Origin of the sequence: Bradyrhizobium sp. 141 (genome assembly GCF_023074055.1) — a bacterium.
Lineage (GTDB): Bacteria > Pseudomonadota > Alphaproteobacteria > Rhizobiales > Xanthobacteraceae > Bradyrhizobium.
Genome location: NZ_JADPKR010000013.1, coordinates 266353 through 283102, shown reverse-complemented (window position 1 = coordinate 283102; position 16750 = coordinate 266353). Strand labels below are relative to the sequence as shown.

Here is a 16750-nt window from a genome sequence, read left to right as displayed (position 1 = left end):
GCTTGCAGATTTTGTTCAGGGTGGCGGGAAGGAGCCAGCCAGGGCCGGCTCCTTCCGCTTCGCTTAGTTGCAGGGATTGATGGTGAATCCCTTGCGATAGTCGGCGAGATGCGCCTCTCGGTCGGCCGGGCTCATCTCTCGCAGGGTGAGCAGCGGGCTCTTAAGAATGTGGCCGCGGACATCGTCGAGCGTCCACATCTCCTTCTCGTCGAAGCGCAGGTGCGGCTGGGCGACCAGGGTCTTGCCGTCCGTACGCACGAAGCCAAGATCCTTGATTGCGTCGGCGATATCCACATTGTGATAGACGCTTTCCCACTCGCGACGGCCGCTGAACCGTCCCATCGCCGGGGTCGGACGCCCCTGATATTCGCCGGCGAAAGCTTCGACCGCCGTCCAGCGATCGATCTCATGGGCGAACGTGTAGAGCTTGCCGTCGATCTCATCTGTGACGATATCCTCTCGGATCAGGCAAGGCACCAGGCACGACCAGCAACGATGCGGATAGACATAGCCGACATCGCTGTTGAAGAGGATGTTGGTCTGGCCGCGATGCGACAGCTTCTCGTACCACTTCCAGAACTCTCCGAATTGAGCATACCAGCCCGGGTACTTGTGCTCGAACCACTCGAAGTCCTTGTCGGTCTGGGCCTCAATGCGCCAGAAGTTCGCCGACCAGCCGACCGCGAAGAACTGCGCGACTCTGTGGACGTAGTGCTTCTCGGTCAGCCGTTTCCAGGCGGTCTGCACGTCGTCATGATGGATCTTGATGCCGTACTTTTCGAGCGGCAGCATGTAGGTCCGATAATAGTCCTCGAAGATCCAGCGGTGCCACATCTCCGCGTAGGATTCCTTGTTCTTGTCGCGGTTCGTGGTACCGTATTCGATGAACGTCCCGATCGCCGCGTCGACGATGGCGTGGTTCTGCCAGAACGCATAACGCATGTCGCGCTCGAGCAGCAGATGGTTCTCCAGCTCCTTCAGCATCGACATCAGCATCGAGTGACCGTTGCCGATATGGCGGCTCTCGTCCGACTGAACCGAGAGGAAGACGGTTGGCAGCGCATAGTCGCCGTTGCGGGCGGCTTCTGACGGCATCGCGACGAACAGCGTATTGGTGAACGCGGTCTCGGCAACGACGGTCAGGTAAACGTTCGCTGACGTGATCGCGTCACCGGTGATGAAGCCTTCACCGAACTGACGGCCGATGGTGGTGGCGTAGCACTTGCCGAACGCTTCTTCGGTGATGTCGAACCCGGCCGGGTCGATGTAGTTCTCCATGTACCATTTCTTCAGGTTCATCTGGATCGTCGAGTGACGAAACTCGTCGACCATCTGCATAGTGAAGCCAGTGCGGAGATCTTCGCCGGGCGCAAGACGTCCGACCATGGCCATGGACCGTGCAGCGGAGATTTCGGGGAACGGGATGATCGCCAGGAACAGCTTCATCCACTCGACCCATCGGGGCTCGACGTTGCGGAACATGTCGCCGCGCAGGGCGGCATCGAGCGCGCCATAGACGCGGTTGTCCTTTTCTTCCTGCATCGGGAAGTAAGAGCGAAGGACCTGCTTCATCGGATCCTTCGGCGCCTTCGCGATTTTGTAGTCCGTGGGGAAGGTCATCGCTTCCTGGACGTAGGAAGGATTCCACCCGAGGTCTGCAATCTTCTTTGCAGCCTCACCGACTGAAATGCCGCGCTGGGCGGTGATCTTGTTGAGTGTTAACGTTCCAGACATCTCGTCTATCCTCCTGATCGGGTCAGAGACCACTTCGATATTCCGCCTGCCCAGGACCTCGACGGGCCGGGCAGTGCTTACCCGTGCGTTACGGGCCACCTCGCGGTCGCTCGCACGACCGGACGTTTGATATCGGCAAGGGTCTAGGATGACTGGGGAGCACTCCGGGGATGATCAGGGACGATCTTCGGACCCAGCGGCCCCCGATCGCAATTGTCCCATCCCGCATGAAGCGCGCCTTCAGCTGAGCATCCCCTTCCCTCGTTCTTTTCGCGGCTCGCCCCAGACGGAGCAGTCGGCGTTGTTGTGTCCAGGAGCTTTGCAATGGGCGTGCCAGCGCGTCTTGGGGCCAAGCCAAGTGATTTCTGATTGGGTAAGTCGGAAAATGAGCGAAGGCAGAGACGTCGCAATGCTTGGGTCGCAACTGACTGAGATGCAATTTGCGACACGAATTGCAAAATGAGAATCTCAGCGACGCGCAGCCGTCGATTCTGCACCGCAATATTTGCGTCGCAATATCGATCAGTCGGCTTGCTTGGATGCTGCAATTTCTTTTCGACGTTGATCTATGCCGCGCGTTGAGAGAACCAGAGAGAGTTTCTAACGGTCCGCTCTCAGCCGGCCAGCGAGCACTTGTCGGCAATTGACGAAGATCGAAACCGGTTTGAACTAGCGATAGTCGTCCACAACGGCTGAGTTCTTTGATTGCCCAACTCTCGACATCCAGCGGCCGGAATAAAGGGCATAGCAATCATGATCGCAAAAGGGCAGTCCGGTACTAAATTCTCTCAGATAGCTTGCGTGAATTGGCTCACAGCAAAACATGCAGAACGTTTTTTGACATGGCGTCCTGCCGTTCACCAGAATGAACCTCACGTGGCGCCTCCCAATGCGAAGCATGACAATGCCACCATGTCATCGTTGAACACCTAAACGGCCCGCAACCAGCGGAGCCATCTATGGTCGGCCTCCCTACGTACTCTGAACCGGTCGACGCACTTACTGGAGCAAAGCGCCGTCCGCCAGCAGTAGTAACGGATAAGGCCAAACTTTCCGCCGCAGACGGCGCAGCAACTCGCTGAACCGTAGTGAGAATTCTTGGAGCTCTTGCCCATTCTGGCCTCCTGTCGATATCGCGTGAATAATTCTCCAAGCTTTCACACAGCACCGCGATCACACGCGAAGTGCGGCGTCGACGATGGTGCTGGCTTGCCATGTCTCGCGGCGGATACGGACGCCAGGCGCAAGAGTTTGCCTCTGATGTGCGCCTGAAGGCGAAGCGGCTCGTTCTTGGCCGTATCGGTGTGCTTCGCCGGCGAGTACCTGCACAGGAGATTGCAACGGCCGTGCCAGATCGTTGGAGGGTCTCTTTCGGATCGTCTCCCGAGCAGCGGAAGACGGAGCTGGGCAACATTGGGATATCGCCCTGAGACCGGTCGCGTTGCAAATTGCGACGACGACGCAAAATGAGACCCCGTGCGAGTATTCGTCTAGCCCCGCAGGGTTTGCGCCGCAACATGAGCGGTCTGCACGGATACCCCGACAGACGGAGGGAGGTCAAATCCATCGCGAGGAACGCATTCTCGCGATGGATGACGCCGTCCTGAATCAAGGAATTAAAACAGCACGTCCATGAATCTTGCCGGCGTTGAGATCGTGCAACGCCTTGTTTGCATCGGCCAGGCGATATTCGGCGGTCGCTAGTTCCACCAGGCCTCGATCCGCGAGTGCCATCAACTCCGTTAGCTCGGACCATGTGCCGACCAGATTTCCGATGATGTTCTTCTCGGTAATCACCATGTCGACGGTCGGAACACGGATATCCTCACCATAGCCAACAACGTAATAGCTACCCATCGGACGGGTCATCGCCAGGCCTTTGGATGTCGTGCCCTTCTCGCCGACGAAGTCGATCACCGCTTCCGCACCGTTTCCGGCAGTCAGAGCCAGCACCGCTGCCACTTCGTTGCCGTCAGCTTTCACCAGATGATCGGCACCCGACTTTTCGGCCAATTTCAGCGACGCTTCGGACTTGTCGACCACGATAACGTCAGCCGCACACATCGCCTTGAGACACTGGATTCCGATGTGGCCCAACCCACCAGCTCCGATAACGACGCAGGATTCGCCTGGCAGAAGGTGACGCGTGGCCTTCTTGATTGCGCGATAGGCCGTAAGGCCCGCATCCGCGTACGGCGCCACATCCTTCGGAGCAAGCGTCCGCGGCAGCGGCACGATGTTGCGTTCCGAGGTGCAAAGAAATTCTGCGTAGCCACCGTTGCAGTCGAGACCCGGAAAAGTGCCGGGACCGTGCATGTCGAAGCCACGGCGACAGGCGAGACACGTGCCGCCGGTTATCTTCGGATGAACGATGACCGGGTCACCTTTCTTCAGGCCGTCAACTTCCTTGCCAACCTCTTCGATCCAGCCTGCATTTTCGTGTCCCATGATAATGGGTAACAGTTTGTCTCCGGTCGGATCCATGTGCGGCTTCCAGACGCCTTCGATGATATGAAGATCGGTCCTGCATACGCCCGCACCGCCGATACGGACGATGACGTCCGTCGATTTTGTCAGCCGTGGATCAGGCACTTCTTCCTCGCTGACCCACTGGTCGATGGACAGCTTTTCGTCATACGCTCTCAATACTTGGGCTCTCATGTTGTCCTCCGTCTGCCCAGCGAACTTTGCGCTCGCCATCGCCGAGGCGCCTCAGCATTTTTCGTGCCAGCGGATTCGTTATTGCAGCGCAAACGACCGTTCCAACCTCGACAAGCCGCTTGAAGCGGTTTGACCGCATTGAGTGGGTCTAATCAAGAGATCGCGCGCGGATGATGATTCTTGCCAGTAGGCATCTGGGCTAGCGTCTCATGGTCGATCGTCGCCTATGTGACTGGCCACGAAGCTCAAGTTGGGAAGGTCTCTATTGGCGAACGCTATGCCGCATGCCGACTTGCTCCGATCCAGTTGATAGACTCGAAAGCACAGCGACTACGAAGATCTCACAAAGTACACTTCTGGTTGGAGACAGAACTCCTCTGCAGATCACGTCTGGGGCGCGACACTCCTCAGTTTGCCCTCTATAGATTTGTCTGTATCTCCCGGTGCACACGTCGTGCACACGCCGCCCTCTAATGGCTTGAAAAACTTGAACTCTCGCTCCGCTATGTGACTGGACCGATTGAGCAATTTGGTTTGACCAAGATTCCGCTGTTTGGCTCTTCTAGGAGGATATATGCATGGGTTGGAAGCCGAAATCACCGTTTCGGATTCTCAGTGCACACGTCGCGCGCACGAGAGCAGAAGTGCACAGGCAGCACCCGGAGCGCTCAGAACATCTTTAAGCATTCGGGTCATTAGGCGCCTCGGTTATACTCATCTCGCAATGCGAGTATAACTCACGCCTGCCGTCCACTGATCGGCGCCGGTGGTTGGCTGCTGCGACCGCCCGCAGATTGTCACATCTCCTGTCGTGCGCGAGGCCCGCGCGCGACGTGCTAAGGGTCGCGTGCACCATACAGAATTTTTGGAGGATTCGGATGAAAGCTTTCTTGCTCGCCTGCGTGGCGGCTGTCGTGATCGCCGCAGCCTCGGCTGCGATGCTTAGCGGCATTCAGGAGCCCGTCGCACAGGCCTTTGCGACAATCGGCGTGCGTCTCTAGGGAGCGGCCAGGGGCCGCTCTCCGCCGCTACTCCGCCGCAGAGGCCGCGTGGCGCGGCTGCCTTGTGCGCGCCGTCTCCTCGTCCAGCCATAGGCTGTGATGCTCGCGCGCCCAATTGACGTCAACTTCGCCTGATCCCATCGCCTCGAACGCGCCTTCCATACCGATCGTGCCGATGTAGATGTGCGCGAGCATCGCCGCGACGAACAACACCGCAACGATGGAGTGAACGATCTGGGCCATCTGCATGCCCTCAATCCCCGTGGTGTAGAACGGGAACATGAGGAGATAGCCGGTCGCAGCGACGAGACCGCCGCCAATCACGACGATCCAGTAGATCCCCTTTTGGCCCGCGTTGAAGCGACGGGCCGGCGGGTGATCATGCCCGATCAGACCGCCTCCCCGCTTGATCCACTCCACATCGAGCTTGCTCGGGATATTGCCGCCAAGCCACATCAGAAGGATCAGCACGACTCCGATGGTGAACGGGAAGCTCAAATAAATGTGGGCATACTTCGCCCATTGCGACCATTCCGAAAACGCCTCGAATCCGATCAGCGGCAGCAGTAGCGGCCGTCCGAAGGTGATGTTCAGTCCGGAGATCGCCAGAATGATGAAGCAGGTCGCGGTCATCCAGTGCACGAACCGCTCAAACATGTTGAAGCGCACGATGGTGCGTCCCGATCGGCCGCTTTCCAGGCGGACCATGCCGCGCGTGAGGTAAAAGATCACGAGCAGCGCCAGCATACCGATGATCGCCACGCCACCAATCCACCGTAGCGTGACATTGCGGAACTCACGCCATTCGCGCCCCTGCGGCTGCTCGAGAACACCGGACCGCTGATCCGGGATACTGACGCGGCCCTGGATCCGGTTCAGCTCCTGCAGAAGCTGCTGTTCCTTGACCGAGCTCGCGGTTGGATTGACCTGCTGGGCGCTCGACGGTGCCGGCGCCACGATGACCAGCAGAAGCAGTGCCCACGCGCCGACGCCTAAACGAATGAACCTTCCAAACGACGCCATGAGCTCCTCCCGGTCTTGCGCGCGTCACCGCAGCTTGCGTCAGGACTCGATCGTCTCGCGATAGGCCGTCTTCCAGCCCCATGCACCCGAGCCGTAGCCGCGCTTCATCACACGCTCCTTGTAGATTTGCGCGATGATCTCGCCGTCGCCGGCCAATAGCGACTTGGTCGAGCACATCTCGGCGCACAGCGGCAGTTTGCCTTCGGCAAGACGGTTCGCACCGTATTTCTCATATTCCGCCTTGCTGCCGTCGGCCTCGGGGCCGCCGGCGCAGAAGGTGCATTTGTCCATCTTGCCGCGCGAGCCGAAGTTGCCGACCTTCGGATATTGCGGCGCCCCGAACGGACAGGCGTAGAAGCAATAGCCGCAGCCGATGCAGAGGTCCTTGGAGTGCAGCACAACACCATCGGCGGTGGTGTAGAAGCAGTTCACCGGACACACCGCCGCGCAGGGAGCATCGGTGCAGTGCATGCAGGCCATCGAAACCGAACGCTCGCCGGGCTTGCCGTCGTTGATGGTGACCACACGGCGCCGGTTGATGCCCCAGGGGACCTCGTGCTCGTTCTTGCACGCGGTCACGCAGGCGTTGCACTCGATGCAACGGTCGGCGTCGCAGAGGAATTTCATACGGGCCATCGTCGTTGCTCCTTATGCCGCAGCAATCTGGCAGAGGGTGACCTTGGGCTCCTGCATGCCCGTGGCGGGATCGTAGCCATAGGTGGTGATGGTGTTCGCGCTTTCGCCGAGCACAATGGGATCGGTGCCCTTCGGGTAGGCGCTGCGCAGATCTTTGCCCCCGAGCCAGCCGCCGAAGTGGAACGGCATCCAGGCAACGCCCTTGCCGACCCGCTCCGTCACCAGCGCTTTCATTCTCGCCTTGGAGCTACTCTCGGCGCCGGTGACCCAGACCCAGCCGCCGTCCTTGATACCGCGATCGGCGGCATCGGCAGGACTGATCTCGATGAACATGTCCTGCTGCAGTTCGGCAAGCCACGGATTGGTACGGGTCTCCTCACCGCCGCCCTCATATTCAACCAGACGGCCCGACGACAGAATGAGCGGAAACTGTTTTGCGATTCCCTTCTCCACCGCAGCTTTCTGGATGGAGAAACCGATATTGGGCATGCGGAACTGCTTGGCATCGGGCAACGTCGGATATTTTGCGACGAGGTCGACGCGCGGCGTGTAGATCGGCTCGCGATGCACCGGAATCGGATCCGGCAGGCCGAACGCGTTCATGCGCGCCTTGCCGTTGCCGTAGGGCACACAGCCGTGCTTGAGCGCAACCCGCTGGATGCCGCCGGAGAGATCGAGCGACCACGACACGGCATCGGGGGCGGCGGGATTGATCTTGTTGATCGTGGCCATCTCCGCTTCGGTGAGATCGGTATCCCAGCCGAGCTTCTTCAGGCTCGCCAATGTGAATTCGGGATAACCGTCCTGGATCTCCGAGTCCTTGGAGGAGGACTTGTCCGCCAGCAGGCTGACCTTCCGCGTGGTCCCGTCCGGCAGCTTCTCCTCGCGCTCGACGCCGAAGCGCGGCCGGAAAGTTCCGCCACCATCCATCACGTGGAGATTGGTGTTGTAGAGCAGCGGCGTGCCCGGATGCCTGACTTCCGGCGAGCCCCAGCACGGCCACGGCAGACCATAATAGTCGCCACCGATTTCCGGCTCGTCTTTCGCCGCGCGCATGGTCAGCATGTCGAACTTGGCCTGGTTCTTCATGTGCGCCTTGAGCCGCTCGGGCGATTGGCCGCAATAGCCGGTCGACCAGCTGCCGCGGTTCATCTCGCGCAGGACATCCTCGGCCTCGGGCAGATTGTTCTCGACCTTGATGTTCTTGAACATCTTGTCGGCGAAGCCGAGCTTCTTGGCCATCAGGTAGATGACTTCGAGATCGTCCTTGGATTCGAACACCGGCTTGACGATTTGCTCGCCCCACTGCAGCGACCGGTTCGAAGCGACACGCGAGCCCTTGCACTCGAATTGCGTGGCGACCGGAAGGATGTAGACCCCATCCTTGCGTCCCGCTTCGACCGAGAGCGAGGCCCAGGTCGTCGGATGCGGGTCGGCGATGACAAGCAGCTCGAGCGCCTTCAGGCCTTTGAGAGATTCCGGAATGCGGGTGATGCTGTTGCTGGCGTGTCCCTGAACGAACACCGCCCGCACATTGTCTTTCTGCGCGACCTGATCTTTCGGCAGCGTCACCGCGTCGAACCAACGGGTGAGCGGAATGCCGGGGGTTTCCATGATCTGCTTGGTGTCGAAGCGTGACTTCAAGTATTCGTAGTCGACCTCCCAGACCCGCGACCAGTGCTTCCACGCGCCTTCGGCGAGGCCGTAGTAGAATGGCAGCGTGACGATATCCAGCCCGACGTCGGTCGCTCCCTGCACGTTGTCGTGGCCGCGGAAAATGTTGGCGCCCATGCCCTGTCCGCCGACATTGCCGGTCATCAGAAGCAGGATGCAGCTCGCGCGCACGTTGGCGGTGCCGACGGTCTTCTGCGTCTGGCCCATGGCCCAGATCAGTGTTGACGGCTTCTCCGTGGCAAACATCTTGGCTACGCGCTTGAGCTGTTCGCCGGGAATGCCACTGACGCGCTCCACTTCCTCCGGATTCCACTTCTCCACTTCCTTGCGCAGATCGTCGAAACCGTAGACGCGCTGCTGGATGAATTCCTTGTCCTCCCAGCCGTTCTGGAGGATGTGCCACATCATGCCGTAGAGCACGGGTATGTCGGTGCCCGGCCGCATCCGCACATATTCGGTCGCATGCGCCGCGGTCCGCGTCATCCGGGGATCGATGACGATGAAGTTGGCCTTTTGCAGCTCCTTGCCCTCGAGCAGATGCTGCAGCGACACGGGATGCGCCTCCGCCGGATTGCCGCCCAGCACGACCTGGGTCTTGGCGTTGCGAATGTCGTTATAGCTGTTGGTCATCGCGCCGTAGCCCCAGGTGTTGGCCACGCCGGTGACGGTCGTCGAATGGCAGATCCGCGCCTGATGATCGGTGTTGTTGGTTCCCCAGAACGCGCCAAGCTTGCGGAACAGATAGGCGCCTTCATTGGTCATCTTGGCCGATCCCAGCCAATAGACGGAATCCGGCCCCGACTTCTCGCGAATGCCCTGGCACTTGTCGCCGATCTCATTGATCGCGGTCTCCCAGGAGACACGCGTCCACTGCCCGCCCACGAGCTTCATCGGATAGCGCAGTCGCCGGTCGCTGTGCACGAGCTCGCGTACGGATGCGCCCTTGGCACAATGCGATCCGCGATTGATCGGCGATTCCCAGCTCGGCTCCTGGCCGATCCAGACCTCGTTCAGCACCTCCGCCGTCACGGTGCATCCGACCGAGCAATGCGTGCAGATGCTCTTGCGGACGGTGGCGCCCGCGGCGAGCGGACCCGCGGTGGCCGCTTCCGCCTTGCGCACGCTGCCGATAGGGATGGTGCCGAGCGCGGCGAGCGCGCCGCCCGCAAGACCAGATTTGCGCAGGAAGCTGCGGCGATCAAGACCACCGGATTGACGAGCAAGGCCTTCCGCGACGGAGCCGCGATGGTCGGAGCCGGAACGCTGTGTTCTCTTGATAAGCACGGCTGCCTCCCTGTCTCAACTGGGATAGCGATTGACGCGATAGTACGTCTTCACATGGTCGGATTCCGTGTAGCGCGCCTTGCGCTTCTCATCGTTGTTCTCGCTATCGGCCTGCGCAGGTCCGACCAGCGGGGTCGCGAGCGTCGCACCGGCACTGAGCGTGCCGATGCCGATCTTGCGGAGGACATCGCGGCGCCCGACAGCGACTTTCTTTTCCTTTTCGTCCCTCATCGCTTTCCTCCCGGACCAGCGCACGCTGGTCAGTTGGCGAACGTGAATGCATCAGTCTCAATCTCGATGAACAGGCGACCGAGTACCCCGACCGCGCGATAGAATTCGGCGCCCTCTGCTCTCTCCATGTCGGCGAACAGCCGGCCCATCCAGGACACGACGTGCGTCTCGAAGAAGGCGCGCTGCGTATCCGCGGTCGCCTCGAACTGCCCGCTTGCGAAGCCAGACATGATCTCGCACAGGATCGCTGCGTGATCCTCGGGCTCGAAATTGTTTTCGACGCGCTCGATCCCGAGCGCCGCGAGGTCAGCGCGCAGGCGCGACAGCGGCCGCTCGTTGAGAAACCCGGTCAGGTAATAGGACGCATAGGGCAGCAGTTCGCCACGGCCGAGGCCCACGAACAGATCGAAATATTCGCGTTCGATCTGGGCCGGGACCGCGTGAGCGGCGGCGTCCGCGAGCACTGCGTGCGCGCGTCCGAGCGGCGTCGTATCGGCGTTCAATGCGGCGAGTTGATCGAGCAGCTGCTTTGATGGAGCTGCGGACAGAAGCGTGGCAAGTAAGGCGTATTCCTGAGCGCGTGCCGCATCGATGGGGTCGATCGGTTCGGACAAGGATCTCTCGCGGTAGAGATCCGGCCGCAACTGATTGCGCGACACGCCGGTTGCGGCTTCGACTGCAATCACCCGCTGCGAAGGCACCTTGACCCAGTTCGAAACGGAAGGCTGGCTGATACCAATTTTGCGCGCAAGCTGGGCAACGCCGCCTACGGCGTCAATGGCGCGATCAAGCCCTTCATCACGCACGTGGACCTCCCATCCAGAGTCCTCGCCTGCCTGATTATTGCTTTTGTTACAAAGAACTAGCGAATCGTAGTCCTGGTTCCGTGGGTGGTCAACGTTTGCCTATAGCCTGACACTATAGCCTTTGGTTGGGCATCTAGGACGGCAGCGCGCCGCCATGCGTGCGGCGCCTCACGGGAGCGGTGTCACGCGCGACGTCCTCAGCCAACGTCGGTTGCGATGCAACAGCAGCGGGCGCGGACTCCGTCGCCGCAGATCTGTCTTCCGCATCTGCAATCATCGAAGTTTCCGCCTGCTGCAATTCCGGTGCAGAATCCTTGGGTTCGACATCCGGGAGGGATTGAGCCGCCTTGCGCACGCCGCCAAGGATGCGGTCAACCAGTGCGGCCAGTTCTTCTTCGGAACAGTCCAGCGGTCCAAAGCCGGGCATCGCGTTCGGATCGTTGAAGTCCCAGGCGTTCTCGGCGAGTCCGACGAAGTCACGAATGGCCGGATCGGCGCTCCAGGCGCGACGAAGCGCCGCACGCGTCAATTCCTGCGGAATCCCCTTGCGCAGGAAGGCGGTGATGTCAGTTGCCGATGTGATCTGGTCGATCGAGGGCAGGCTCGACAGATCAAGGTCGGGATCATCTTCTGTGGCCGCCAGCGGCGGCGTCGCTTGCACGTCGTTAGGCATTGCCGTCTCGGGAGGCGCGGCGATTGCCTTTGCCTCCTGCTTGCGGCGGGACCAGCGCTCCAGAAATCGGTCCTCGCTCATTCGTGCCCGCCTTCATGCTGACGGCGCGCCAACGCCTCGGGATCAGCCTGCCGTCGCTTGCGCTTGAAGAACTCGCGCTCGACGTGGTGCTCGGCGATGAAACTGTCAATCGCCTCGCGCAGCATCTCGGGCATGGGTACCGCTTCGACCAGATTGGCGCCGGCCTCGGTGAACGCCTCGCCTTCCGCGGGATCCGCAGTGGCGGTGGCCACCGTATAGGGCCAGGCGCCCTCCGCGGGCGCCAGAACGATCCAGATGCACGGACTGCCTGATGCGAGATTGTCGTGATAGCGCGCCGTCTCGGATGGATAGAGATCGACCGTGGCACTGCCCGCGTAGAACAAGGTCGTCCCCTCCTCCTCGCGCAGGACTGTCCAGGATCTTGTCTCCGGCTCGTCCGGCAGCACGGCCACGCCGCGCCAGACAAAGTCGACCCATGGCGAGTCCGCCTTGCGCCGCTCGACGACGATGCCAACGGGAATGCGCACCAATGGCAGTGCGGCGGCGCTCACGTCACCATCTCCAGATGTTTGATCGGCAAGCCGGTCAGCAGATTCTGCGGCTTCATGCGGAGCTTCCGGTCATTGGTCATCGCCAGCATGAGATAGACCGGCTCGCCGCGCACGTCTGCCATCGCCTGGCTGGCGTCCCCAAACGTCAGCCGGAACAGCGCGAGCACGCGGCCTGCGCTGCGCTCGTCAAGTTCCTCGCCATGCCAGAGACGGTCGCCGAGCCCCGTGGCATCGGCATCGAGCCCGACATACCAGGTGAGGTGCGCATCGTTTATCGCGCGCAAGGGTTCGATGGCGACGTCGATCCCGAGCAGATGGGAGATCCAGCGCGTCATGACCTGCGCCACCGCAGGCGGTCCGCGGCCGCCCGCGGTGAGGTCGAATGCCATGTCGAACCGGTCGCTGCGCTGCCAATAGCCTTCGGTGGTCTCCTCGGTCATGACATCGACCTCGGCATCATGCATTGCGCCCAGCATCGACATCAGCGAGAGCACCGGCGTCGGGTTTCGTCCGCCGACGACCTCGTCATCGCCGAGCAGCAGGGCCTGCTCGTGCGGCAGAATCCGCTGCGGGCGGAAGAACAGTTCCGCGGCGCGCAACACGAAGGGGTCCTCACAGCCATCGAGCGCGTTGCGCAGGATCACGTGCACGAGCTGGTTGACGAACAATGGCGGCAGGTCGCTCATGCCTGAGCGGACACTTGCGAGATAGGCCGCTTCCAGCGTCGGATACCGCAACAGGAGATCGCGAAAGGCCAGCACGAACTGCCAGTTCTCCCGGGCGTCCGCGTCGGTGATCCCGGCAACGTCCTCTGCGCCCACCGGCAAGCGCGGATTTACAAGCAGCTCGCGGTGCAGCCGGCGCTCGACGGGACAGGCATCGTCCGGCGGCATCAGTTCCGGGCGGGCAAAATAGGCCTTCAGAAATTCGTCGGTGACGCATAGCCCGCCGCTCTCGTCGCGATCGAGCAAATGGTGGCCACATGCCATCCAGAAATCGCTCGTTGAATCGTTCATGGGCGTCGCAGCTCCCGGCCCAGCTCCGCGAGATTGAGACCGCCGTCGGGCTCGGTGTCATCCTCGACTTCCATGAAGGAGAATGCCTTGCCGTGTCCCTGCCCTTCCCGCAATTGCAGCCTCCGGAAGGACTCGCGGATCTCGCCGTCATCAGCGGTGCGGTGCACGGCAATGAGCGAGCTGATCGGATGCGTGCAGAGCGATTGCGTGAAAGCAACCTCCTCTTCCGCTGATGTCCGCGCGGTTGCCGTGTCCGGGGCGCCGAAGCGGTCGACCAGTTGCCTGGCAAGGAAATCGATCAGCGTCCGGCAATCAGCCTCTGTCGCCGGCACGATCTGCACCAGCGTCGACCAGCCCCAGGATTGCACGCCGAGAAAGCCGCTGCGGAAGGCCGTGCGCGCCTTGCCGCTGAGCGCCGCCGGATCCTGGTCGCAGAAGCGGAAGGCGCCGGAGACGGCCCACTCGCCCGGCTCGGCCGCCACGTCGAACACGAACGTGTCGGACGGATCGAGCGCAATGGTCCGCAGCAGCTTCACAGGCGCGGCCCTCCGAGCTTCAGATCGAACCAGCCGGGCTTGCCTAGCGCCTTCACGAGCCCCCTTCGCTCAGTCCGGTCCGCACCGACGCGGCGCGTCAGGAGATCTCCGTGATCGTCGATCCGCAGAAGCCTCTGCCGCTCGCGTGGCACCCGGCCAAGATAGTCGCGCGCGATGCGCTCAAAGCCGTCGACCTGCCAGCAGTCGAGCGCCCGCATCAAATGGCGCGCAAAGCTCTCCATCACCTGCACGGCACCCGCCTCGCCAAAACCCTCCTGATCCAGTGCTGAAACCAGCGGGTGAACGCCGGGCCCCTGGTCGGTCATTGCGACGGTGCGGATCATGGCGCCGAACACAAGCCATGCGGGCAGCTCGTCCTCGCGGGCGGACGACGGCCATCCCATCCGCCCACCGCCCACCAGCCCGCCGTCAATCCTGACCGCATCAGGCCAGTCGATCGTCACTATCTTGTTGGGCGGCGCGTAGGCGCGCAGGGCGTCGGTGAGCGCGACCATGCCGGCATAGAAGGCGCGCCGCGCGCTGCGCAGGGGTTCCCCCGGTTCGAGCACCACGGCGAACTCGGCAAAGTCGAACCGTCCGACGTAAACCAGCGTGCCAGCGCCGCCCTCGGGTGCAATGCGGCAAGCTTGGGCAAAGGCATCTCCGCGCTCGCGCAGCCGGACGAGCGTGAACGGCGGCGGCAACTGGATAGGTTCCGCCAGGGAAACGTGGGTGGTCGAGGTCGACGGCATGGGCCGTCCTCCACTTCCTTTTTTTACCCGTGGACAATGCTATATGAGGTAATGGGTCGGCGCGAGTCCGTCCTCCGCGCCGCACCGACGGAGGCTTAACCTGGTGCAACCAGCGAAGACCGTCCTGATCTGCTCGTGCGAAGACACGATGCGTCTCGACACGGCCGCGATCCGGCGTGGATGCCCCAACTGCAACATCAAAAGCTTTCACCATCTCTGCGGCGCGGAGATCGATCACTTCCGCAGCGCCGCAGAGGCAAGTGGTCCGCTGACCGTGGCCTGCACGCAGCAGGCGGCGCAGTTCACCGACGAGGCCGGCGAGCGGCCTGACGGGATCACCTTCACCAACATCCGTGAAACAGCAGGCTGGTCGCGCGACGGCGCGCAAGCGGGTGCAAAGATGGCGGCGCTGCTTGCGGCAGCCTCCGTCGCCGTCCCGGACTATCCGCTCGTCACGCTGTCGAGCGACGGCGTCATCCTGATCTATGGGCGCGATGAGGCGGCAATCGAGGCGGGCCGGCTGCTCGCCGACCATCTCGACGTGACGATCATGCTGAAGCAGCCGCAGGACATCACGCCACCCGCGGCGACGGCCTTTCCGATCGTGAAGGGAACGATCGGCAACGCGACGGGCCATTTCGGCGCGTTCGAACTCGTGATCGACGACTACGCCCGGCCGCGCCCTTCCTCACGCGATCGCTTCGTGTTCGAAGCGCCACGCAACGGCGCGATCTCGCGCTGCGATCTCATGCTGGATCTATCCGGCGGCGCGCCGCTATTTCCTGCCCACGATCTGCGGGAGGGCTACCTGCGCGCCGATCCCGCCGATCCGGCTGCGATGCTTCGCGCGGTGCTGAAGGCGCGTGATCTCGTTGGAAGCTTTGACAAGCCGAAATACGTCAACTTCACTGCCGTGCTCTGTGCGCATTCGCGTTCGAACCGCACCGGCTGCCACCGCTGCCTGGATTTGTGCCCCACGAGTGCGATCACGCCGGCCGGCGATCATGTCAGCGTGAATGCGGAAGTCTGCGCCGGATGCGGCCAGTGCGCTGCGGCCTGCCCGACCGGCGCGGCCTCTTATGTCCTGCCGCCTGCCGACACGCAGCTGCACCGGCTCCGCGCGATGCTGCTGACCTATCGCGAGGCCGGCGGCGACCGGCCCGTGCTGTTGTTTCATGACAGCCAGCACGGCAGCTCGCTGATCGATGCGCTGGCCCGCCATGGCGACGGTCTGCCGGCGAATGCGCTGCCTTTCACCGTCAACGAAGTGACGCAGCTCGGCCTCGAAGCCGTCGTGGCCGCGTTTGCCCATGGCGCGTCCGCCGTGCGTTTCCTGCTGCGGGCGAAGCCCCTGCATGATTTGGCCGGGCTGTCGCAGACCATCGCCATGGCGGACGCCATTCTCGCCGGCCTCGGATTTTCCGGTCGTCGGGTCGCGACGATAGAGACGGACGACCCCGATAAGCTGAGCGAAGCGTTGCAGGCGATCGAACCGCTCGCGACCGTCAGTCAGCCTGCAACATTCAGGACCGTGGGCAAGCGGCGCGATCTGCTCCGATTCGCCCTGAGCGAGCTGCACCGTGTGGCCCCGAGCCCGACCGACGTGGTTGCACTGCCCGAGGGCGCGCCGCTCGGCGCCATCAGCGTCAACACCGAGGGCTGCACGCTGTGCCTGTCCTGCGTCTCGGTCTGTCCGACTGGCGCCTTGCGCGATGATCCGGAACGTCCGATGCTCAAATTCCTGGAGGATGCCTGCGTGCAGTGCGGCTTGTGCCAAAGCACCTGCCCCGAAAAGGTGATCAAACTGACGCCGCAGATCGATTTCCGCGCCTCCCGCGCTCCCGCGCTGGTGATCAAGGAGGAAGAGCCTGCCCTATGCGTCCGTTGCGGCAAGCCGTTTGGCGTCAAGAGCACGATCGATCGCATCGCGGCAAAGCTCGAAGGCCGACACTGGATGTATCCAGCCGGCGACAAGCGCGTTGACGCGCTCAGGATGTGCGCCGACTGCCGTGTCATCACCATGAGCGAGCAGCAGTTCGATCCGTTCGCCGGCGTCCCCGAACGCGCCCCGCCGCGCACGACGGACGACTATTTGCGCGAAAGAGATAACAAGAACTAGAGCGTTGTTCG

Annotated in this window: 14 protein-coding genes; 2 read left to right on the top strand and 12 right to left on the bottom strand. The window is 62.1% G+C overall.

Annotated elements, in window-relative coordinates; translation table 11 throughout:
- Positions 1–63 precede the first annotated feature (63 nt).
- Entirely contained in the window at positions 64–1734 is a 1671-nt protein-coding gene (locus IVA81_RS03530) for an aromatic/alkene/methane monooxygenase hydroxylase/oxygenase subunit alpha (protein WP_247312296.1), read from the bottom strand.
- Positions 1735–3342: 1608 nt separating this feature from the next.
- On the bottom strand, positions 3343–4395 hold the full coding sequence (locus IVA81_RS03525) for an NAD(P)-dependent alcohol dehydrogenase (protein WP_247312293.1): 1053 nt from the start codon (positions 4393–4395) through the stop codon (positions 3343–3345).
- An 878-nt stretch (positions 4396–5273) separates the two neighbouring features.
- Between IVA81_RS03525 and IVA81_RS40440 the strand changes: the two genes are divergently transcribed.
- The gene (locus IVA81_RS40440; RefSeq protein ID WP_256469294.1) at positions 5274–5396 is read left to right on the top strand and encodes a hypothetical protein; all 123 of its coding nucleotides are present in this window, start codon (positions 5274–5276) and stop codon (positions 5394–5396) included.
- 27 nt (positions 5397–5423) lie between these two features.
- On the opposite strand, the gene IVA81_RS03520 is transcribed toward IVA81_RS40440, so the two are convergent.
- The 10 genes from IVA81_RS03520 to IVA81_RS03475 all read right to left on the bottom strand — a co-directional run bounded on the left by IVA81_RS03520 (position 5424) and on the right by IVA81_RS03475 (position 14620).
- Positions 5424–6419: a formate dehydrogenase subunit gamma gene (locus IVA81_RS03520; protein WP_247312289.1), complete on the bottom strand. Its 996-nt coding sequence runs from the start codon at positions 6417–6419 to the stop codon at positions 5424–5426.
- A 39-nt stretch (positions 6420–6458) separates the two neighbouring features.
- Entirely contained in the window at positions 6459–7055 is a 597-nt protein-coding gene (fdh3B, locus tag IVA81_RS03515) for a formate dehydrogenase FDH3 subunit beta (protein WP_247312286.1), read from the bottom strand.
- Positions 7056–7067: 12 nt separating this feature from the next.
- The gene (locus IVA81_RS03510) at positions 7068–10013 is read right to left on the bottom strand and encodes a formate dehydrogenase subunit alpha (RefSeq protein WP_247312283.1); all 2946 of its coding nucleotides are present in this window, start codon (positions 10011–10013) and stop codon (positions 7068–7070) included.
- 15 nt (positions 10014–10028) lie between these two features.
- Positions 10029–10244: a twin-arginine translocation signal domain-containing protein gene (locus tag IVA81_RS03505; RefSeq protein WP_247312280.1), complete on the bottom strand. Its 216-nt coding sequence runs from the start codon at positions 10242–10244 to the stop codon at positions 10029–10031.
- 29 nt (positions 10245–10273) lie between these two features.
- On the bottom strand, positions 10274–11050 hold the full coding sequence (locus IVA81_RS03500; RefSeq protein ID WP_247312277.1) for a Cro/CI family transcriptional regulator: 777 nt from the start codon (positions 11048–11050) through the stop codon (positions 10274–10276).
- A 133-nt stretch (positions 11051–11183) separates the two neighbouring features.
- The gene (locus IVA81_RS03495) at positions 11184–11804 is read right to left on the bottom strand and encodes a DUF3306 domain-containing protein (RefSeq protein ID WP_247312274.1); all 621 of its coding nucleotides are present in this window, start codon (positions 11802–11804) and stop codon (positions 11184–11186) included.
- The gene (locus tag IVA81_RS03490; RefSeq protein ID WP_247312271.1) at positions 11801–12316 is read right to left on the bottom strand and encodes a DUF3305 domain-containing protein; all 516 of its coding nucleotides are present in this window, start codon (positions 12314–12316) and stop codon (positions 11801–11803) included. The genes IVA81_RS03495 and IVA81_RS03490 overlap by 4 nt, the downstream gene beginning before the upstream one ends.
- Positions 12313–13332, bottom strand: a complete 1020-nt coding sequence (locus IVA81_RS03485; RefSeq protein ID WP_247312268.1) for a DUF6352 family protein — start codon at positions 13330–13332, stop codon at positions 12313–12315. The genes IVA81_RS03490 and IVA81_RS03485 overlap by 4 nt, the downstream gene beginning before the upstream one ends.
- On the bottom strand, positions 13329–13868 hold the full coding sequence (locus IVA81_RS03480; protein ID WP_247312265.1) for a DUF6505 family protein: 540 nt from the start codon (positions 13866–13868) through the stop codon (positions 13329–13331). Before IVA81_RS03480 ends, IVA81_RS03485 begins: the two co-directional genes overlap by 4 nt.
- Entirely contained in the window at positions 13865–14620 is a 756-nt protein-coding gene (locus IVA81_RS03475) for a biotin/lipoate--protein ligase family protein (RefSeq protein ID WP_247312262.1), read from the bottom strand. The genes IVA81_RS03480 and IVA81_RS03475 overlap by 4 nt, the downstream gene beginning before the upstream one ends.
- Positions 14621–14768: 148 nt before the next feature.
- On the opposite strand from IVA81_RS03475, the gene IVA81_RS03470 reads away from it, so the two are divergent.
- Positions 14769–16739: a 4Fe-4S binding protein gene (locus IVA81_RS03470; RefSeq protein ID WP_247312260.1), complete on the top strand. Its 1971-nt coding sequence runs from the start codon at positions 14769–14771 to the stop codon at positions 16737–16739.
- The last annotated feature ends 11 nt before the right edge of the window (positions 16740–16750 follow it).